The 20,416-nt window shown below is 66.2% G+C and carries 19 protein-coding genes; all 19 read left to right on the top strand.

Annotation, left to right across the window (positions count from 1 at the left end; translation table 11 throughout):
• The first annotated feature begins 59 nt into the window (after positions 1-59).
• The 19 genes from PDM29_RS16590 (at position 60) to PDM29_RS16500 (ending at position 20,191) form a co-directional block, all read left to right on the top strand.
• Positions 60-1,277: a flagellin gene (locus PDM29_RS16590; protein WP_311191158.1), complete on the top strand. Its 1,218-nt coding sequence runs from the start codon at positions 60-62 to the stop codon at positions 1,275-1,277.
• 206 nt (positions 1,278-1,483) lie between these two features.
• Positions 1,484-2,701 (top strand): flagellin, encoded by a 1,218-nt coding sequence (locus PDM29_RS16585; protein ID WP_311191157.1) that lies wholly within the window; start codon positions 1,484-1,486, stop codon positions 2,699-2,701.
• 221 nt (positions 2,702-2,922) lie between these two features.
• Positions 2,923-4,152 (top strand): flagellin, encoded by a 1,230-nt coding sequence (locus PDM29_RS16580; RefSeq protein ID WP_311191156.1) that lies wholly within the window; start codon positions 2,923-2,925, stop codon positions 4,150-4,152.
• A gap of 740 nt (positions 4,153-4,892) precedes the next feature.
• A complete protein-coding gene (gene fliD, locus PDM29_RS16575) occupies positions 4,893-6,251 on the top strand; it encodes a flagellar filament capping protein FliD (protein ID WP_311191155.1) in 1,359 nt (452 codons plus the stop codon).
• A gap of 160 nt (positions 6,252-6,411) precedes the next feature.
• Positions 6,412-6,828 carry a flagellar export chaperone FliS gene (gene fliS, locus PDM29_RS16570; protein WP_311191154.1) on the top strand — a complete coding sequence of 139 codons (417 nt, stop codon included), beginning with the start codon at positions 6,412-6,414 and terminating at the stop codon, positions 6,826-6,828.
• A complete protein-coding gene (locus PDM29_RS16565; protein ID WP_311191153.1) occupies positions 6,828-7,142 on the top strand; it encodes a hypothetical protein in 315 nt (104 codons plus the stop codon). The genes fliS and PDM29_RS16565 overlap by 1 nt, the downstream gene beginning before the upstream one ends.
• Entirely contained in the window at positions 7,139-7,726 is a 588-nt protein-coding gene (locus PDM29_RS16560) for a PilZ domain-containing protein (protein ID WP_311191152.1), read from the top strand. The genes PDM29_RS16565 and PDM29_RS16560 overlap by 4 nt, the downstream gene beginning before the upstream one ends.
• 96 nt (positions 7,727-7,822) lie before the next feature.
• Positions 7,823-8,455: a response regulator gene (locus PDM29_RS16555; protein WP_311193813.1), complete on the top strand. Its 633-nt coding sequence runs from the start codon at positions 7,823-7,825 to the stop codon at positions 8,453-8,455.
• Positions 8,456-8,743: 288 nt separating this feature from the next.
• Positions 8,744-10,153 (top strand): RNA polymerase factor sigma-54, encoded by a 1,410-nt coding sequence (rpoN, locus tag PDM29_RS16550; RefSeq protein WP_311191151.1) that lies wholly within the window; start codon positions 8,744-8,746, stop codon positions 10,151-10,153.
• Between the two features lie 14 nt (positions 10,154-10,167).
• Positions 10,168-10,545 carry a response regulator gene (locus tag PDM29_RS16545; RefSeq protein ID WP_311191150.1) on the top strand — a complete coding sequence of 126 codons (378 nt, stop codon included), beginning with the start codon at positions 10,168-10,170 and terminating at the stop codon, positions 10,543-10,545.
• Positions 10,542-12,038: a sigma-54 dependent transcriptional regulator gene (locus PDM29_RS16540; RefSeq protein ID WP_311191149.1), complete on the top strand. Its 1,497-nt coding sequence runs from the start codon at positions 10,542-10,544 to the stop codon at positions 12,036-12,038. Before PDM29_RS16545 ends, PDM29_RS16540 begins: the two co-directional genes overlap by 4 nt.
• A gap of 194 nt (positions 12,039-12,232) precedes the next feature.
• On the top strand, positions 12,233-13,225 hold the full coding sequence (locus tag PDM29_RS16535; RefSeq protein WP_311191148.1) for a YadA-like family protein: 993 nt from the start codon (positions 12,233-12,235) through the stop codon (positions 13,223-13,225).
• A gap of 276 nt (positions 13,226-13,501) precedes the next feature.
• On the top strand, positions 13,502-13,864 hold the full coding sequence (fliE, locus tag PDM29_RS16530) for a flagellar hook-basal body complex protein FliE (RefSeq protein ID WP_311191147.1): 363 nt from the start codon (positions 13,502-13,504) through the stop codon (positions 13,862-13,864).
• A 12-nt stretch (positions 13,865-13,876) separates the two neighbouring features.
• Positions 13,877-15,520: a flagellar basal-body MS-ring/collar protein FliF gene (gene fliF / locus PDM29_RS16525; protein ID WP_311191146.1), complete on the top strand. Its 1,644-nt coding sequence runs from the start codon at positions 13,877-13,879 to the stop codon at positions 15,518-15,520.
• A 13-nt stretch (positions 15,521-15,533) separates the two neighbouring features.
• A complete protein-coding gene (gene fliG, locus PDM29_RS16520) occupies positions 15,534-16,520 on the top strand; it encodes a flagellar motor switch protein FliG (protein WP_311193812.1) in 987 nt (328 codons plus the stop codon).
• Positions 16,517-17,152 carry a FliH/SctL family protein gene (locus tag PDM29_RS16515; protein ID WP_311191145.1) on the top strand — a complete coding sequence of 212 codons (636 nt, stop codon included), beginning with the start codon at positions 16,517-16,519 and terminating at the stop codon, positions 17,150-17,152. Before fliG ends, PDM29_RS16515 begins: the two co-directional genes overlap by 4 nt.
• Positions 17,149-18,537 carry a FliI/YscN family ATPase gene (locus PDM29_RS16510; RefSeq protein WP_311191144.1) on the top strand — a complete coding sequence of 463 codons (1,389 nt, stop codon included), beginning with the start codon at positions 17,149-17,151 and terminating at the stop codon, positions 18,535-18,537. Before PDM29_RS16515 ends, PDM29_RS16510 begins: the two co-directional genes overlap by 4 nt.
• Complete coding sequence (fliJ, locus tag PDM29_RS16505; RefSeq protein ID WP_311191143.1) at positions 18,534-18,992, top strand: flagellar export protein FliJ; 459 nt, start codon at positions 18,534-18,536, stop codon at positions 18,990-18,992. Before PDM29_RS16510 ends, fliJ begins: the two co-directional genes overlap by 4 nt.
• Complete coding sequence (locus tag PDM29_RS16500; protein ID WP_311191142.1) at positions 18,992-20,191, top strand: flagellar hook-length control protein FliK; 1,200 nt, start codon at positions 18,992-18,994, stop codon at positions 20,189-20,191. Before fliJ ends, PDM29_RS16500 begins: the two co-directional genes overlap by 1 nt.
• Positions 20,192-20,416 lie beyond the last annotated feature (225 nt).

The raw sequence follows: 20,416 nt of genomic DNA, 5'->3' as shown, positions 1-20,416 counted from the left end.
ACTGCCTCCCCCGGGGCACCCCATCCAAGCAACACCAGATACGCATCAGGAGAACGGCAATGGCACAAGTCATCAACACCAATGTGATGTCGCTGAACGCACAGCGCAACCTGTCGACCAGCGGCTCCAGCCTGGCCACCACGATTCAGCGCCTGTCCTCCGGCCTGCGTATCAACAGCGCCAAGGACGATGCCGCCGGCCTGGCCATCTCCGAGCGTTTCAGCACCCAGATCCGCGGCCTGGACGTCGCCGTCCGCAACGCCAACGACGGCATCTCGCTGGCCCAGACCGCCGAAGGCGCGATGGTCGAAATCGGCAACAACCTGCAGCGTATCCGTGAGCTGTCGGTGCAGTCGGCCAACGCCACCAACTCCGACAGCGATCGTGAGGCACTGAACGCCGAAGTGAAGCAGCTGGTCTCGGAAATCGACCGTGTCAGCCGCCAGACCAACTTCAACGGCACCAAGCTGCTGGACGGTTCGTTCCAGGGTGCCCTGTTCCAGGTCGGTGCCGACTCGGGCCAGACCATCGGCATCAACGCCATCGTAGACGCCAGCGCCGGCTCACTGGGCGGTGCCAAGTTTGACAGCAACACCTTCACGGTCGCCGCTCCCGCCGCCAATGGTGACGTCACCATCGAAGGCATGGAAATCCAGGGTGCCGACGGTACCTCGTACAAGCTGGACAAAATTGAAGTGAAGGCTGGCGTCGACATCGCTGCCACCCGCAAGGCCACCACTGCTGCCATCGCCGCCGCCATCAACGCCAAGATGGACCAGACCGGCGTCTATGCCTCGGTTGATGCCGCCACCGCCGGCAAGCTGGACCTGACCTCGGTGCAGAGCAACGTCGCCGCCGATGGCAGCTTCAATGCCATCGAAGTGACCATGGGCACCTGGACCGGTGCCACCGCCCCGACCGCACCGACCCCGACTGCCGACGCCACCGGCCTGACCGCACAGTACGCCAGCAACCTGGACATCTCCAGCTTCACCGGTGCCCAGCAGGCCCTGTCCATCGTCGACAAGGCACTGACCGCGGTGAACAGCTCGCGTGCCGACATGGGTGCGATCCAGAACCGCTTCACCTCGACCATCGCCAACCTCGGCACCACCTCGGAAAACCTGTCGGCCTCACGCAGCCGTATCCGTGACACCGACTACGCCAAGGAAACCGCTGAACTGACCCGCACGCAGATCCTGCAGCAGGCCGGTACCGCGATGCTGGCCCAGGCCAACCAGTCGCCGTCCAGCGTGATGAGCCTGCTGCAGGGATAAGCCGCCGCTCCAGGTGCAACCCCAAAAACCCGGCTCCGGCCGGGTTTTTTGTTGGCTGCAAGCGTTCCGATAAAAATCAGCTAAAGGTTATTGACAATTTGTCGTTATTGATCTCAGCCGCGACATGAACACCTTTCGTGGCACCTCCGCAAGGAGCCACATCTCCATCACCCGGCGACCTCACCCTCGCCACCAGGAGCACGAAAATGGCACAAGTCATCAACACCAATGTGATGTCGTTGAACGCCCAGCGCAATCTGTCGACCAGCGGCTCCAGCCTGGCCACGACGATCCAGCGTCTGTCGTCGGGTCTGCGCATCAACAGCGCCAAGGACGACGCCGCCGGCCTGGCGATCTCCGAGCGTTTCAGCACCCAGATCCGCGGCCTCGACGTTGCCGTGCGCAACGCCAACGACGGTATCTCGCTGGCCCAGACCGCCGAAGGCGCGATGGTCGAAATCGGCAACAACCTGCAGCGTATCCGTGAGCTGTCGGTGCAGTCGGCCAATGCCACCAACTCCGACAGCGACCGTGAAGCGCTGAACTCGGAAGTGAAGCAGCTGGTTTCGGAAATCGACCGCGTCAGCCGCCAGACCAACTTCAACGGCACCAAGCTGCTGGACGGTTCGTTCCAGGGTGCCCTGTTCCAGGTCGGTGCCAACTCGGGCCAGACCATCGGCATCGACAACATCGTCAACTCCAGCGCCAACGCACTGGGTGGCGTCAAGTTCGACACCAGCACGCTGGACATCGCCGCACCGGGCACCAACGGCGACGTCACCATCAAGGGCATGACCGTCAAGGGTGCCGACGGCACTGCCTACACCCTGTCGGACATCACCGTGAAGGCCGGCGTTGACGCCGCCGCCACCCAGAAGGCGACCGTCGCCGCAGTGGCGTCCGCCATCAACGAGAAGATGGACCAGTCGGGTGTCTACGCGACCGTCAGCACCACCACCGGTCGTCTTGACCTGACCTCGGTACAGAACAACGTCAGTGACACCGGCACGTTCAACGCCATCACCGTCACTGCAGGCACCTGGACTGGCATCACCGCACCGACCCCGGCCACCCCGACCACTGCCGCTGCGGGTGCCGCTCTGGCCAGCAAGTTTGCCAGCGACCTGGACATCTCCTCGGTGGCTGGTGCGCAGCAGGCTCTGTCGATCGTCGACAAGGCGCTGACCTCGGTGAACAGTTCGCGCGCCGACATGGGTGCGATCCAGAACCGCTTCACCTCGACCATCGCCAACCTCAACACCACCTCGGAAAACCTGTCGGCGTCGCGCAGCCGTATCCGCGACACCGACTATGCCAAGGAAACCGCCGAACTGACCCGCACGCAGATCCTGCAGCAGGCCGGTACCGCGATGCTGGCCCAGGCCAACCAGTCGCCGTCCAGCGTGATGAGCCTGCTGCAGTAAGCTCCTGCTTCATATGCAAAGCAAAAACCCGGCTCCGGCCGGGTTTTTTTTCGCACCAAAAACGTGAACTACACGACATTTCCTCATGCAGCAAACTAAAGGTTGTTGACACTGCGTCGTTATCTATATCAGCCACGAAATGAATACCTTGCGTGGCCCCTCTGCAAGAGGAAACACCTCCACACCCCGGCGACAACATCTTCGCCACCAGGAGCATGAAAATGGCACAAGTCATCAACACCAATGTGATGTCGCTCAACGCGCAGCGCAATCTGTCGACCAGCGGCTCCAGCCTGGCCACGACGATCCAGCGTCTGTCGTCGGGTCTGCGCATCAACAGCGCCAAGGACGACGCCGCCGGTCTGGCGATCTCCGAGCGTTTCAGCACCCAGATCCGCGGCCTGGACGTTGCCGTGCGCAACGCCAACGATGGCATCTCGCTGGCCCAGACCGCCGAAGGCGCGATGGTCGAAATCGGCAACAACCTGCAGCGTATCCGTGAGCTGTCGGTGCAGTCCGCCAACGCCACCAACTCCGACAGCGACCGTGACGCACTGAACGCGGAAGTGAAGCAGCTGGTCTCGGAAATCGACCGCGTCAGCCGCCAGACCAACTTCAACGGCACCAAGCTGCTGGACGGTTCGTTCGGTGGTGCGCTGTTCCAGGTCGGCGCTGATTCGGGCCAGACCATCGGCATCAACAGCATCGTCAACGCCAGCGCGAATGCGCTGGGCGGTGCCAAGTTCGACAGCAACAGCTTCACCATCGGTGCCGAGACGGACGCGAACAACGCCGACGTCAAGATCACGGGCATGGCGATCACCGGTGCTGACGGCAAGTCGTACACGCTGGGCGAGATCAACGTGAAGGCGGGCGTCGACGCAGCCGCCACGCAGAAGGCGACCGCCGCGGCTGTTGCTGCTGCCATCAACGAAAAGATGGACCAGACCGGCGTGTACGCTTCGGTCGACGGTACCACCGCGGGCAAGATCAACATGACCTCGGTGCAGAACAGCGTTGATGCGGAAGGTACCTTCAACGCCATCGGCCTGACCGCGGGCACCTATACCGGCGGCGTCACCGCCCCGGGTGCCTACACCGCCACCACCGCTGCCCAGGGTGCCGCGCTGACCAACAACTTCGCCAGCGACCTCGACATCTCCTCGGTGGCCGGTGCACAGCAGGCGCTGTCGATCGTCGACAAGGCCCTGACCGCAGTGAACAGCTCGCGCGCCGACATGGGTGCGATCCAGAACCGTTTCACCTCGACGATTGCCAACCTGAACACCACCTCGGAAAACCTGTCGGCCTCGCGCAGCCGTATCCGCGACACCGACTACGCCAAGGAAACCGCCGAACTGACCCGCACGCAGATCCTGCAGCAGGCCGGTACCGCGATGCTGGCCCAGGCCAACCAGTCGCCGTCCAGCGTGATGAGCCTGCTGCAGTAAGTTGTTGCTTCACGCGTAATGCGAAAAACCCGGCTTCGGCCGGGTTTTTTGTTGCTCGTCGCTGGTTGGCATTCGACGATCTACGTGTCGCCCGGCGTCGCCCGGCTGCTGCTGGATTTGGGCGAACAGCCGGTGGTCCTCGTATCCCTGGTTTGGCGGCTCGGAATGGGCGTTCCGGGGGACGCCGCAAGTACGTCCCTGTAGGCTCAGTCGCCGCATCCATGCGGCTCATGCCCCCTCCAGCCCACCCCGAGCCGCCACGACAGTGCGGCGGTGGCCATCGAAGATCAAAACCCATTCGCAGCTTCGGTGGGATCGGTCGACAGACGATCGCCGTGAAACGGCCAACATTCGGTAACGCATGACCCCGTATCGAGATCGCCGTTGATCTGGCATTTCCCATGGCTACCGACCCTCTGTCTGGGGCGTGCCGGGGTGGGTTTGCGGGACCGTCAAAAACATGGATGTTTTTGACGGTCCCGCAAACCCACCCCGGTACGCCCAAACACGGATTCACGTGACGACCGGCTGCTCGCCCGAATCCAACAGCAGCCGGGCACCGCCCGGCGACCCGTAAACCGTCGAATGCCGACCAAGCCATGGCACAAGGCTTGCATCAAGCACGGCATCACCAGGCAGCCCACAGCCGCCTGGTTCAAGACTTCCCGTTTCGGGCCGATACCCCCTGCAGGCACAGCAGGCGGTTGCGTGCCCACCGTTACGAATACAGGACTGCAGACATGGCGATTGGAACCATCGGTACCGGCCTCGACATCCCCACCCTGGTGGCCCAGCTGGTCGCCAAGGAGCGCGAGCCGCAGGAAAACCAGATCAATGCCGCCGGCACCGCTGCCAGCGCCAAATTGTCGGCGATCGCCACGCTCACCAGTGGCATGACCAACCTGCAGACCACCCTGACCAGCCTGATGAAGAATGCCGACAAGCCGGCATTCAAGGCCACCACCGTCACCGATTCCAACTTCAGCGCCAGCATCGACACCTCTGACGGTGCCGCCAGCGCCGCTGCCGGTACCCACCAGGTGGAAGTCAAATCGCTGGCGCAGGGCCAGAAGCTCAGCTCCAAGGGCTTCGCCAAGGACACCGTGGTCGGCGACGGCACCCTGACCCTCAAGTACGGCGAGACCACCCTTGATGTCACCATCAAGGAGGACAGCAAGCTGTCCGACATCGCCGCCGCCATCAACAAGGCCGCCGGCGGCAAGGGCGTCACCGCCAGCGTCATCACCGCCGACGACGGCCAGCACCTGGTGCTCAGTGCTACCGATACCGGCCTGGCCGGTGCCATCACCGTCAGCACCAGCGGCGGCAACGGCGGACTGGCCGATCTTACCTATGACGGCACCGCCGGCTCGGGCATGACCCAGACCGTGGAGCCCAAGGATGCCGTTGTCATCGTCGACGGCTTCACCCGCACCTCCAGCTCCAACACCATCAGCGACATCGTGCCCGGGGTGAACCTCACCCTGACCAAGGCCGGTACCGAGGCGGGCAAGACCCAGACCCTCACCATAGCCCGTGACAACACGTCGCTGAAGACCGACATGGCCGCCTTCGTGGCCGCTTACAACGCCATGAACAGCGCGCTGAAGTCGTCCAGCGCCTACAACACCAGTACCAATACCGCCTCCGCCCTGACCGGCGATGCCATGGTCCGCGGCCTGCAGCAGCAGCTGCGCAGCCAGTTCAGCACCAACATCAACGCGCTCAAGGACATGGGCGTCACGATGGCCGCCGACGGCACCCTGACGCTCGACAGCGCCAAGATGGAAACCGCGATCGGCAAGAACCCGGACGCCGTCTCCAAGCTGTTCGGGGCCGAGGGCAGCATCGGCAAGTCCATGGACAGCCTGATCAAGAGCAACCTGGACAAGGAAACCGGCACCCTTACCCAGCGCAAGAACTCACTGGACAAGCAGATCAAGGACCTGGAGAGCCGCCTGGACGCGCTTGATGCACGCATGGAGAAGGTCTCCGACCGCTATACCAAGCAGTTCACCGCCATGGAAACGCTGGTGACCCAGATGCAGACCACCAGCGACAGCCTCACCCAGGCCCTGGCGAAGAAGACCAGCAGCTGATCACCGTTTCTCACACCGTTCCTCAAGTTTGCACCCATCAGCGCCGATATTGAGGGCAACACCCACCGCCATTACCGCGCGATGGGGCTGACCGGGCAGCGCCCGGCACCACCAGGAACCGCAGCCAATGCGGGTTCCGGTAAGAGAGGAGAAGTTTCGAATGTACGGTTCCAGCCGTCAGTACGCAGAGCAGTACCGCAAGGTGGGCGTTGCCACCGCCGTCACCGACGCCGACCCGCACAAGCTGGTTGCGCTGCTGCTGGCCGGGGCCTGCGAGCGCGTCCGTCTGGCCGAGGCCTGCCTGGCGCGTAACGACCAGGCGCGCAAAGGCAAGGCCATCGGCGAGGCCTGCGCCATCGTCGGCCACCTCAACGGCTCGCTTGACCATGAGGCGGGCGGCGACATCGCCGGCAATCTGTCGGCCCTGTACGACTACGTCATGCAGCGCCTGACCCATGCCAACCTGCACAACGATGCCACAGCCCTGCAGGAGTCGCTGCAGCTGTTGAGCGAGATCGACGCTGCCTGGAACGCCATCCCGCATGACCAGCGCCAGCCCGCTGCGGTGGGTGCCTGATGAACGCCGCGCTCGCCATCGATGACGTGCAGCTGCTGCATGCAGCGCTGGACGAGCTGTCCGCCGCCGTCGAAGGTGAGGACCACGACCTCACCCAGCGCCTGATGGACCGCTACGACGGCCAGGTTCGCGCCTGGCTCGACGGCGACCAGGGGCAGATCGACGCCGGTGCCCTGCACGGGCTGATCGCCCGCCAGCAGCAGCTGAGCATCCGCATGGCCGCCCGCCGCGACGAGGCAGGCGAACACATCACCGCCGGCCGACGCGCCGTTCGCGCCTCGCTCGCATACCTGCGCGCAGAATCACTGGCATGAACGACCCCCGCGCCAGCGAAGTCCTGCATCCCGCCGAAAGCGCGCTGTTCGACGAAACCCTGAGCTGCGACGTCGCCCTGCCCGCTGAGTTCCGTCTGGGCAGCGCGGTCATCCGCCCGGGCAGTGCCGAAACCCTGCTGCGCAGCGTCGCCCTGGTCGAAGACAGCCGCAGCGACGATGGCCACGACGAACGCGGCGAATCCAGCCAGCATCTGCTGCGGCTGGAAGCCAAGCTGGACCTGGTGATGGTGCTGCTGGGCCGGCTGGTCCGCCAGGGAGCCCAGGACCTGCCACTGCGTCCGCTGCGCTGGTCGCGACGGGGCATCCGTCTGGAACTGGGCAATCGCAGCTCGGCTGTCCCGGGCAACCTGGGCGTGATCCGCCTGCAGCCCTGCGACTGGCTGCCCGACCATATCGATCTACCGGTCTCGGTCCTGGCCGAGGCCGCCACCGGCAGCGGGGCCTACTACCTGTGGCTGCGCTTTGAGCCAGTCAGCGACGCCCTGGAGATGGCACTGGAACGGCACCTGTTCCGACTGCACCGCCGCCAGATCGCAGAGAGCCGTCGCGGTCGGGAATCCTGACAGAAACGTCCTTATTGACATTACGTACGCTTGGCGAGCCGGCCGCGACCGGGTAATGTGAAGGACTTGTCCTCACCTTTCCTCACACACATTCCTGTGCGCGTTCTCATCGTCGACGATCACACTCTGGTCCGGGCTGGCCTTGGCCGGCTGCTGCAGACCTTCGCCGATGTGGCCGTGGTGGCCGAGGCCAGCAACGCCGAGCAGGCCTTGCAGCTGGCCCTGCAGCACTCGCCCGATGTGATCCTGATGGACCTGTCCCTGCCCGGCCGCACCGGGCTGGAAGCGTTGAGCGACATCCTGATGCGCGCGCCCGGCACCCGGGTGGTGATGATGACCATGCATGACGATGCCGTACACGTGCGCGACGCGCTGGATCGCGGCGCAGTCGGCTTCGTTGTCAAAGACGCCGCCCCGCAGGAACTGGAACTGGCATTGCGCGCTGCCCATGCCGGCCAGGTGTTCCTCAGCCCGCAGATCTCGGCCAAGATGCTCGCGCCCATGCTGGGCCGGGAGAAGCCGGTCGGTATTGCCGCGCTGTCCCCGCGCCAGCGCGAAATCCTGCGCCAGATCGGCAAAGGTGAAAGCAACAAGGAAATCGCCGCCGATCTCGGCATCAGCGTGAAGACCGTCGAGACGCACCGCGCGCGCATGATGGAGTCGCTGGGCTGCCGCCGCGCCAACGACCTGCTGCTGCTGGCCGCCCGCCACCAGCACGAACTCGAATAGCGGTAGAGCGGGGCTCGCCCCGCTGCTTGGCGACAATTCCCCGACGCACACGCCCGCCACGACCGTTCACCGTCGGAATTCCGAACGATTCACCCTCTTCACGCGCACCCGGAATCAGTCACTTGGACGCCACCAGCGTCAAATTGCCGCGTTCATGTAAGGAATACCCCTACACCCCGTCAGGAATTGAACGACCACACTCAGGAACCCCCTGATTTCCCCCCTGACGCGGTACAAGCAAGATGTGTTCCAGAACGCACCGGGGACGCGGTGCGACGGGGAACACGCATGAAGCCGACACTGTCGACCCAGCTGGGTCAGCAACTTCACCTCACGCCGCAATTGCTGCAGTCGATCCGACTGCTGCAGCTCGATGGCCTGCAGCTGGAGCTGGAAATCCGCCGTGCGCTGGAGACCAACCCGCTGCTGGAGCTGGAAGAAGCGCCTGAGCAGGACGCCGCCCCCACCACAGTCGACACCACCCAGGTCGAGGTCGCCGCGTTCGACGAGCTGCCCGAAAGCGGCCTGTGGGACGTGGCCGGGGCCAGCTGGAACGACGGTGACGACGACCGCATGCAGCGCATTGCCGCTGACGAATCCAGCGATCCGCAGCTGCGCGCCCTGCAGCGCCTGTCGCTGGATCTGGACGCCCGCCAGCTCGACGTCGCCGGCTTCTGGCTGGAACACTGCGACGACGCCGGCTACCTGACTGCGCCGCTGGAACAGCTGCAACTGCTCGCCAGCGCCCGCAGCGACATGGATACGGCCGCGGTGGAAGCCGTACGCCAGCAGATCCTGCACGGCGACCCGGCCGGTCTGGCCGCGCGCGACCTGCACGAATGCCTGTCGGCGCAGCTGCAGGCGCTGCATGGCCGCGTCCCGGCCCGTCACCTGGCCCAGCGCGTGTTGGATCACGGCCTGGCCCTGCTGGCCGGTCACGACTACGACGCACTGGCCCGTCAGCTCGACGCGGAGGTCGCCGACATCCATGAGGCGGTGCGCCTGATTCTCTCGCTGCAGCCACGCCCAGGCGAAAGCCTGCTGCCGGACAGCAACGGTGCCGTCATCCCCGATGTCATCGCCTGGCATGCCGACGGCCAGTGGCGCGTGGCCTTGAACCCGGCCACCAGCCGCCGCCTCAGCGTCAACCCGGGCTATGAACAGGCGCTGGCCGACGCCGGCGATGCCGCCCAGCCGCTGCGTGACATGCTGCAGGAAGCGCGCTGGCTGACCCGCGGTCTGTCGATGCGCTACGACACCCTGCTGCGCACCACCGCGGTGATCATCGAGCGCCAGGCCGGCTTCCTCACCCGCGGTGAAGAGGCCATGGCCCCGCTGACCCTGAAGGAAGTGGCCGACGCCATCGGCATGCACGAATCCACGGTTTCGCGCATCACCACCGGAAAGTACCTGCAGACCCCGCGTGGCACCCTGGAACTGAAGCACTTCTTCGCGGTGCGCCTGGAAGGGGCCAGCGTCTCCGGACAGGCGGTCAAAGCCATGGTGCGCCGCCTGATCGATGCTGAACCGGCAGGCCGCCCGCTGGCTGATGAAGCGATTGCGGGACTTCTGTCACGTCAGGGAGTGAACATTGCCCGCCGTACCGTTGCAAAATACCGCGAACAACTGGACATTGCCCCGGCCCGCGAGCGCCGCCGGGCCGGCGCCCGGTCCCCGCTATTGGCCCGGGTGGGCTGAAGGAAGTACACGCCATGAACAAGCTCACCGTCCTGCTGGTCGACGACCATGAGGGCTTCATCAACGCCGCGATGCGCCACTTCCGCAAGGTCGACTGGCTGGAGATCGTGGGCAGCGCCGGAAATGGCCTGGAAGCGATTGCCAGTTCAGAGTCACTGCGCCCGCAGGTGGTGCTGATGGACCTGGCCATGCCCGAAATGGGCGGGCTGCAGGCCACGCGTCTGATCAAAACCCAGGACGATGCACCCTACATCGTCATTGCCAGCCACTTCGATGACGCCGAGCACCGCGAGCATGCCCTGCGCGCCGGTGCGGACAACTTCGTCAGCAAGCTGTCCTACATCCAGGAGGTCATGCCGATACTGGAGGGGCTGAAGGGAGTACCGGCATGAGCGAGTCGCGCATCCTGGTACTGGACAACGACGCCGTGCGCGCCGAGCGCACCGTCGCCCTTCTGGAGTTCATGGATTTCAATCCGCGCTGGGTGGTCGATGCCGGCGATTTCGACAGCAGCCGCCAGCGCAGCAATGACTGGATGGCCGTCATCATCGGCAGTCTCGAGCAGAGCCCTGCCACCGACGCGCTGTTTGCATGGGCCGGCCACGGCACGCTGCCGCCGCCGGTGATGCTGATCGACGGTGATACCGCCGCTTTCGCGCAGCGTCACGGCCTGCACGAAGCCAATGTCTGGCCACTGGAGGCGCCGCTGCGCCACGCGCAGATGGAAGCCCTGCTCCGCCGCGCCAGCCTGAAGCGGCTGGACGCCGAACACCAGGCCGGTGCCGCACAGGACAACGGCCCCACCGGTGACGGTGCGGCAGTGACCGAACTGCGTCAGATGATCGAGCAGGTGGCGGCATTCGACACGACGGTGCTGGTCCTCGGCGAATCGGGCACCGGCAAGGAAGTGGTGTCGCGCTCCATCCATCAACGCTCGCCGCGACGCGACGGCCCGTTCGTGGCAATCAACTGTGGCGCGATTCCGGCAGATCTGCTGGAAAGTGAACTGTTTGGTCACGAAAAAGGGGCCTTCACCGGCGCGCTGAGTGCGCGCAAAGGCCGCTTTGAGATGGCCGAGGGCGGCACCCTGCTGCTCGACGAAATCGGCGACATGAGCCTGCCGATGCAGGTGAAACTGCTGCGTGTGCTGCAGGAGCGCAGCTTCGAACGCGTGGGCGGCAACCAGACCATCCGCTGCAACGTGCGCGTGGTCGCGGCAACCCACCGTGATCTGGAATCGCGCATTGCCGAAGGCAAGTTCCGCGAGGATCTGTTCTACCGCCTCAACGTGTTCCCGATTGAAGTGCCCTCGCTGCGCGACCGCACCGAAGACCTTCCTGCCCTGGTCGGCACCATCGCCGCACAGCTGGCGCGCACCGGGCGTGGTGAAGTGCGTTTCAGCCCGGAAGCCCTGCAGGCGCTGGCCGCCTACGAGTGGCCGGGCAATGTGCGCGAACTGACCAACCTGGTCGAGCGCCTGGCCGTGCTGCATCCCGGTGGCACGGTGCGGGTGCAGGACCTGCCGGCGCGTTACCGCGGCGATTTCAATCCCGCAGCACCGGTGGCTGCGCCGGCACCGGCAGCCGGCAGTGACGAACGCCTGGACCTGCGCAGTTTCTCGTTCCATACCCCGGGCACCGGCACCGGCACCGCGCCGTCCGCCCAGGATCCGGCCGCTGCACGCACACCCGCCCTGCCCGACGACGGCCTGGATCTGCGCAACCACATGGCCAACATCGAGCTGACGTTGATCAACGAAGCACTGGAACGCACCCAGGGCGTGGTCGCCCACGCCGCCCAGCTTCTCGGCCTGCGCCGCACCACCTTGGTGGAAAAGCTGCGCAAGTACGGCATCGAACGCGACCAGACCGAACTGGCCGGCTGATCTGCGACACACCGCACATATACCAATCGCAGATTTCACAGCACCATGACGCAAGGGCGACTACGGTCGCCCACAGCTGCATGCCGGCAGGGGCGTTACCGCTGCTGTCCGGTCTGCGGGGAATCGGGGGATTCTTGCAGCCACACCGGCCTCCCAACACAGGCCGGGGCGCGCTGCTGACGGAGACCTCGACCATGGCACGTTCCAGGGATACCCGTTCTGCGCGCGGCGTGCGTCCGCTTGCCGCCTTCCTCTCCCCCACTCGTCTCACCCTGGCCCTCGGCCTGGCGTTCTGCGCCGCACCAGTATTGGCGCAGTCTGTGTGTGACCAGACCGGTGGGGTTGCGCCTACCGCTAGCGGCGGCAGTGATTATGCCTGTGGCGACGGCGCAGTTGCCTCAGGCGGCACCAGCGCTGCGTTTGGCACGCAGGCGACGGCCAGTGGTGTCAACTCCAGTGCAGTTGGCGTCCTCTCAAATTCGGCTGGCGAGTTCGCCAGCGCTTTTGGCCGAAGCGCCAACGCCAGCGGTGACGCCAGCACGGCGCTGGGCTACAACACGTCCGTCACTGCCACCAACGCAGTGGCCATCGGTGCCAACTCGGTCGCCGACCAGGACAACACCGTGTCCGTCGGTGCCGCCGGTGCCGAGCGCCGGGTCACCAACGTCGCCGCGGGCACCGCCGACACCGACGGCGTCAACGTCAGCCAGCTCAATGACACCGCCGCGACCACCCTGCAGCAGGCCAACACCTATACCGACGGTGCCCTGCAGCAGGCCAACAGCTACACCGACCAGCAGATCGCCCTGCTCGGCGGCGGCGGTGGTGGTGGCGTTGCGGCTGCTGACCTGGACCAACTTCGCGCCGAGATGAATGACCGCTTCGCCGGCGTCGATGATCGATTCGCCGGCGTCGATGCGCGCCTTGATGCCATTGACGAGCAGCTTCGCAAAGTTGATCGCCGCATCAGCCGCCAAGGCGCTATGGCGGCAGCCGTAGCCCACAGCCTGGGCATGCCCGATGTTGGTGAAAACTGGCTGGGCTTGGGCGTCGGCTCAACCGACGGCGAACAGGCCATCGCGGTCGGTTACCGGCGTCGCTTCTCCGAACGCGTCGCCGGCTCGCTCGGCGTGTCCAGCGCCGGCAATGAGCGCACCTACGCTGGTGGCCTCGGCTTCACCTGGTAATCCACGCCGTTGGGGAACCTCGACGCCCGGGCCCGTCCCGGGCGTCGACGTATGTGACCGCCAGATTTTCGACGCCGGGGTTCCGGCGCGCCGGCTGCGACCGGGCGTCGCAGCGGAACTACGTCACAATTTTCGCGCCAACTCGCTGACTTGGCCCCGGTACGCTGCCTCACACATCTTCACATCACCACAAATCTGAACCACTCAGCGATTTCGGCACGGGCCTTGCAAGGTATCCGGGTGTACTCCCCCATCCCTGTTTTCGGAACGCTCCAGATGTCACATTCCGTCACTTCGATCCTGTCCCAGATCCGCACCTATCAAACCCAGATGGGGACCACCGCGGTCAACCCGCTGGCCGAAACCCCGCAGACCAATGCGCTGCAGGGGCTGGCCGGCACCCAGGACGTACAGGCTCCCAGCTTCACCGACACCCTCAAGGGTGCACTGGCCGGTGTCAACGAGGCCCAGCAGAAATCCGGCGCGCTGGCGCGCGCGTTTGAACTGGGCGAACCCGGTGCCGACCTGGCCAAGGTCATGGTCGCCTCGCAGCAGTCCCAGATCGCCTTCCGCGCCACCGTGGAAGTCCGCAACCGTCTCGTCCAGGCTTACCAGGACGTGATGAACATGCCGCTGTAAGGATAGACCCGCATGGCCCTGACGCTCACCAAGGAATCCCTGAACGCCGAAAAGGCGGGCCAGTGGTTTGACCGGCTGCAAAGCCTGCAGATCACCCGTCGGCTCGGCCTGATGGCGATGATCGCCGTGGCTGTGGCGGCAGGCCTGTTCGTGTTCTTCTGGTCGCAGAAGCCCGGCATGGTGCCGCTGTACACCGGGCTGGACCAGAAGGCCACGGCCGAAGCCACCGACCTGCTGCGCGCGGCGCAGATTCCGTTCGAGCTCGATCCGGCCACTGGTGGCATCACCGTACCGGAAAAGAACCTGCACGATGCCCGCCTGAAACTGGCTGGCTCGGGCCTCACTGACAGTGGCCGCCTCGGCTTCGAACTGATGGAGCGTGACCCGGGCTTCGGCGTCAGCCAGTTCATGGAGAACGCCCGTTACCAGCACTCGCTGGAAACCGAGCTGTCGCGCACCATCAACACCCTGCGCCCGGTGCGCGATTCGCGCGTGCACCTGGCCATTCCCAAGCCCAGCGCTTTCACCCGCCAGCGTGACGTGGCCAGCGCCTCGGTGGTGCTGGAACTGCGCGGCGGCCAGCAGCTGGAACGCGGCCAGATCGACGCGATCGTGCACATGGTCGCCGCCAGCATTCCCGATCTCGCCGCCGAGCGCGTGACCGTGGTCGACCAGAGCGGCCGCATGCTCAGCGTGTCCGACCCGAACAGCGAAGCGGCGGTGAATGCCGCCCAGTTCGAGCAGGTGCGCCGCCAGGAAACCTCGTTCAACCAGCGTATCCGCGAACTGCTGGAACCGATGACCGGCCCCGGCCGGGTCAATCCGGAAGTCAGCGTGGACATGGACTTCTCGGTCACCGAAGAAGCGCGTGAGCTGTACAACGGCGAGCCGCAGAAGCTGCGCAGCGAGCAGACCAGCGAAAACACCAGCACCGAAGCCGGCCCGCAGGGCGTCCCCGGTGCCGCCAGCAACACCCCGCCGGGCGCGGCCGCCGCCCCGCCGACCGCGCAGACGCCGACGGAAACCTCGCGCAACGCCACCCGCAACTACGAGCTGGACCGCACCCTGCAGCACACCCGCCAGCCGGCTGGCCGGATCAAGCGCGTGTCGGTGGCGGTGCTGCTGGACAACGTGCCGCGCCCCGGTGCCAACGGCAAGACCGTGGAACAGCCGCTGTCGGCGGCTGAACTCACCCGCGTCGAAGCGCTGGTGAAACAAGCCGTCGGCTTCAATGCCGAGCGCGGCGACACGGTCAGTGTGATGAACGCCCCGTTCGTTCGCGAGACCACCCCGGTGGAAGCGCCGAAGTGGTGGGAACTGCCGCAGGTGCAGGACGGCCTGCGCCTGCTGCTGGGGGCGATCGTGGTGCTGGCCCTGCTGTTCGGCGTGCTGCGCCCGGCGCTGCGCTCGATCACCGGTCCAGCCAAGCCGGTCAAGGAACTGTCGCAGGAACCGCACAGCGCCGACGTGCAGCTGGTAGACGATGGCGAAGGCCTGCCGCTGCTGGCCGGCGACCGGGTCAACCTGTCCGGCAACGAGCCGCTGGCCTTGCCGGTGGACAGCTACGAGGAACGACTGCGCATGGCGCGTGAAGCGGTAAAGACGGATTCCAAGCGCGTGGCCCAGGTGGTCAAGGGGTGGGTGGCCAATGATTGAGACGCCCGCATCGTTGAGCGGCGTGCAGCGCGCCGCCGTGCTGCTGCTGTCCCTGGGTGAGCTGGAGGCGGCCGAAGTGCTGCGCCACATGGAACCCAAGGAAGTGCAGAAGATCGGCATCGCCATGGCGACCATGAGCGACATCACCCGCGAGCAGGTCGAACGTGTGATGGACCAGTTCAACACCGAGCTGGGCTCCAAGACCTCGCTCGGCGTGGGCTCGGACGACTACATCCGCAACATGCTGGTGCAGGCGCTGGGCAGCGAGAAGGCCGGCAACCTGATCGACCGCATCCTGCTCGGCCGCAACACCACCGGCCTGGACGCGCTGAAGTGGATGGACCCGCGCGCGGTGGCCGACCTGGTTCGCAACGAGCACCCGCAGATCATCGCCATCGTCATGGCCCACCTGGAAACCGACCAGGCCGCCGACGCGCTGAAGCTGCTGCCCGAGCGTACCCGTGTCGACGTGCTGCTGCGCATTGCCACCCTGGACGGTATTCCGCCGAACGCCCTCAATGAGCTCAACGAGATCATGGAGCGCCAGTTCGCCGGCAACCAGAACCTGAAGTCGTCCAACATCGGCGGCGTGCAGTGTGCGGCCAACATCCTGAACTTCATGGACAGTGGCCAGGACCAGGCGATCCTCGGCGAGATCTCGCGCATCGACGCCCCGCTCAGTGCGCGCATCCAGGAAAAGATGTTCGTGTTCGACGACCTGATCGACCTGGAAGACCGCGAAATGCAGCTGGTGCTGCGCGAAGTCAGCGGCGAACGCCTGGGCCTGGCCCTGCGCGGTGCCGACATCAAGGTGCGCGACAAGATCACCCGCAACATGTCCCAGCGCGCCGCCGAGATCCTGCTGGAAGACATGGAAGCGCGTGGCCCGGTGCGTCTGTCCGACGTCGAAGCCGCGCAGCGCGAAATCCTGGCCATCGTCAAGCGCATGGCCGATGAAGGTACCGTTACCCTGGGTGGCAGCGCGGAGGCCATGCTGTGAACAATGCCGTACGCTGGATGGCCCCGGACCTGCTGGCGCAACCCGGGCTGCCGCAGGACGAAGACTTCGAACTCACCGGGCTCGACCCCGAACACGAGCCCGAACCGGTCCTGCAACCGCCGACGCTGGAAGAAATCCAGCAGATCCAGGACGCCGCCGAAAAGGAAGGCTTCGAGCGCGGCCATGCCGAAGGCCATGCCCAGGGCCAGGCCGAAGTGCGTCGCCTGGTCGCGCAGATCGAAGGCATCCTCGACAACTTCAGCCGGCCGCTGGTGCGGCTGGAAAACGAGGTGGTCGCCGCGCTGGGCGAGCTCGCCGTGCGCATCGCCGGCACCCTGGTCGGCCGCGCCTATGAGGCCGACCCGGCCCTGCTCGGCCAGCTCGTGCATGAAGCGGTCGACGCGGTGGGCGGAGCCAGCCGCGAGGTCGAAGTGCGCCTGCACCCGGACGACATTGCCGCGCTCGCACCGCTGCTGCAGCTTTCCCCGCAGCAGCGTCTGGTGCCTGATCTCAGCCTGAGCCGCGGCGACCTGCGCGTGCACGCCGAAGCCGTGCGTGTGGACGGCACCCTGGAAGCGCGTCTGCGCGGTGCGCTGGACGCCGTGCTGCGCACCACTGGAGCCGGCGCATGAACACCGAACCCCTGCCCCCGCCGCCGGCCGACTGGGCCGCCGCCCGCAATCTGCGCCTGGCAGCCCGGCTCGACGGGATCAAGCCCGATGCCACGCATGGTCGCGGCCTCATCCGCGAAGGCGTGCTGCGCCGCGCGGTCGGCCTCACCCTGGAAGCGGTCGGCTGCGAATCGCCGATGGGAGCCAGCTGCAAGGTCGAAGTGGCCGGTGGTGCCTGGGTCGATGCCGAAGTGGTCGGTTTCGCCGGCGAACGCACCTACCTGATGCCCAGTGCCGAACTGCACGGCCTGCTGCCGAACGCCCGCGTGGTGCCCGTACTGGGCCGCGGCGGTGTTGAAGTCGGCGAAGGTCTGCTCGGCCGGGTGATCGACAGCGACGGCGTGCCGTTGGACGGCAAGGGCCCGATCCGCGCCGAGGGCACCGTCGGCATGGCCGGCGTGGCGATCAATCCGCTGGCCCGCGAGCCCATCACCCAGCCGCTGGACGTCGGCGTCCGCGCGATCAACGCGCTGCTGCCGATCGGCCGGGGCCAGCGTGTCGGCCTGTTCGCCGGTTCCGGCGTCGGTAAATCCACCCTGCTCGGCATGATGACCCGTTACACCTCGGCCGACGTGATCGTGGTCGGACTGATCGGCGAACGTGGCCGCGAAGTCCGTGATTTCGTCGAAAGCACCCTGGGCGAAGAAGGCCTGCGCCGCGCCGTGGTGGTTGCCAGCCCGGCCGACCGGCCACCGCTGGCGCGCCTGCACGGTGCCTACCGCGCCACCGCCATCGCCGAATGGTTCCGCGACCAGGGCCTGAACGTGCTGCTGCTGATGGATTCGCTGACCCGCTTCGCGCAGGCACAGCGCGAAATCGGCTTGTCGGTCGGCGAGCCGCCCACTACCCGCGGCTATCCACCCTCGGTGTTCGCCAAGCTGCCCGCCCTGGTCGAGCGCGCCGGCAACGGGGCCAAGGGCCGCGGTTCCATCACCGCGTTCTACACCGTGCTGACCGAAGGCGACGATCCGCAGGACCCCATCGCCGATGCCGCCCGCGCCATTCTCGACGGCCACATCCTGCTTTCGCGCCGGGTTGCGGACAGTGGTCTGTACCCCGCCATCGACGTCGAATCGTCGGTCAGCCGCGTGGTCACGGAAATCGCCGACGAACCCTGGCGCCTGCGCATCCGCAAACTCAAACGCCTGGTCTCGGCGTACTCGGCCAACCGCGACCTGATCGCCATTGGCGCGTATCAGCGCGGCAATGACCCGGCCACCGACGAAGCGCTGGAGCGCTGGTCGGAGATCGTTGAATTCCTGGGCCAGGACGTCGGCAAAGCCGCCGACCTGCCGCACAGCCAGGCCGCACTGAAGCAATTGGTGGAAAGAGAGACTCAAGCATGATCCAGTCCAAGCGCATCGACCCGCTGCTGAAGCGGGCCCAGGACCATGAAGACGCCGTCGCCCGCGACCTGGCCGAACGCCAGCGCGTGCTCGACACCCATCTGGCCCGTCTGGAAGAACTGCGTCGCTACGCCGAGGAATACGCCAACGCGCAGATGGCCGCGACCAGCCCCGCACAGTTACTCAATCGCCGCGCGTTCCTCGACCGGCTCGACAGCGCCGTCGCCCAGCAAAGCCAGACCGTGGACAGCAACCGCGAAAAGGTCGAGGCCGAGCGCGCCCGCCTGATCCTGGCCAGCCGCGACAAGGCCGTGCTTGAACAGCTTGCCGCCAGTTATCGCGCCCAGGAAAAGGTCCTGGTAGACCGTCGCGACCAGCGCGAGATGGACGACATCGGTGCCCGTCGCAGCCGTCAGACCCAGAATGAAGACGCCGAATCCGGAGGTACCCCGTGATGTCCCCCACCCTGCTCGCCGGCAGCGCCCCTTCCGCCGGCACCAGCACCAGCAGCACCTCCGCCGGCAGCAGCAACAGCGCCAGCGGCGGCACCGGTGGCCGCCAGGACTTTGACGCCCTGCTCAAAGGCGGCAAAGACAGCGCACGCGCGCCCGAAGCCTCGGCCAAGCCGAAGCCCAAAAGTACCGACAGCAGCCAGAGCAAAGACGACACGACCGCTGCGAAAGACCCCAGCGGCAAGCGCAGCACCGACAAGCCCGGCCACGCCGACGAGACGTCCAGCGACGCCACCGTCCCCGCCACCGCAAGCGCAGAGGCCAGTTCCCCCGCTGAGCCCGCCACCGGTGACGAGGCCGATGCCGCACCCTGGCCCCCGCTCGGCCTGGCCGGGCTGGCCCTGACCGGCCTGGTCCCCGCCGCCACCGATGCGCAGGCCGCCGCTGCCGCCAGCACGCCCGTCGTTGCCGACACGCTGCTGGCCGGCAAAGCGGACAATCTGCCGACCGCGAACACGCCTGCGCCCGCAACCGGCGGCCCCACCACCGCAGCGCCAGCGGTCAATGCCGCTGCAGCCAGCGCCGACGCCGGCCCGATCGCCCTGCCCCTGGACGCCGCCGCCAACGACGAGATCGCCCTGCCCAAGGCACTCGCCGATGCCCTGAGCGCCGGTGCGACCGACGCCGACGCCCCCGCCACCCCGTTCCTGCACGCCCTGCAGACCGCCGCCGAGCTGAAGAGCGGTGCCGCCAGCACCCCGTTCGCCGGCAGCCCCACCGCCACCCCGCACGTCGGCGGCGAGTCGTTCGACGAAGACATCAGCGCCCGCATCGGCTGGCTGGCCGACCAGAAGATCGGCCACGCCACCATCAAGGTCACCCCGCATGACCTCGGCCTGATCGAAGTCCGCCTGCAGATGGACGGCGACAAGGTCCACGCCAGCTTCAGCAGTGCCCACGCGGATGTTCGTCATGCTTTGGAAAGCACCCTGCCCCGGCTGCGGGAAATGCTGAATGACCAAGGCTTCCAGCTCGGCAATGCGGATGTGGGTCATCAGCAGACGGCGCAGGATGGGAAGTCTGGTGGTGGTGGCAGTGAGCGTAGTGGGATCGGGGGTGGCGATGAGCCGGCGATGGTGGATACCACGATCAGTTCGGCGCAGTTGATGCGCCAGCGCGGATTGGTGGACGCGTACGCGTAACGAGCGAAGTTGCCGTTGCCCTTGCCCTCGGCTCCGTCACCGGCGAGCTGTCGAGGGCCGGTCGGGGTGGGCTGGAGGGGGCGTGAGCCGCATGGATGCGGCGACCGAGCTTACATGGATGTACTTGCAGCGTCCCCCGGAACGCCCACCCCGACCGGCCCAGCCAGAAAGCAATACAGAGCCGACGCTCTTGACGTTGACGTTGACGTTGACGTTGCCGGAAGA

This window comes from Stenotrophomonas oahuensis (assembly GCF_031834595.1).
In the GTDB taxonomy this organism is placed as follows: Bacteria; Pseudomonadota; Gammaproteobacteria; order Xanthomonadales; family Xanthomonadaceae; genus Stenotrophomonas; species Stenotrophomonas oahuensis.
The sequence above is the reverse complement of the archived record's forward strand: the minus strand, read 5'-3'. Positions and strand labels throughout refer to the sequence as shown.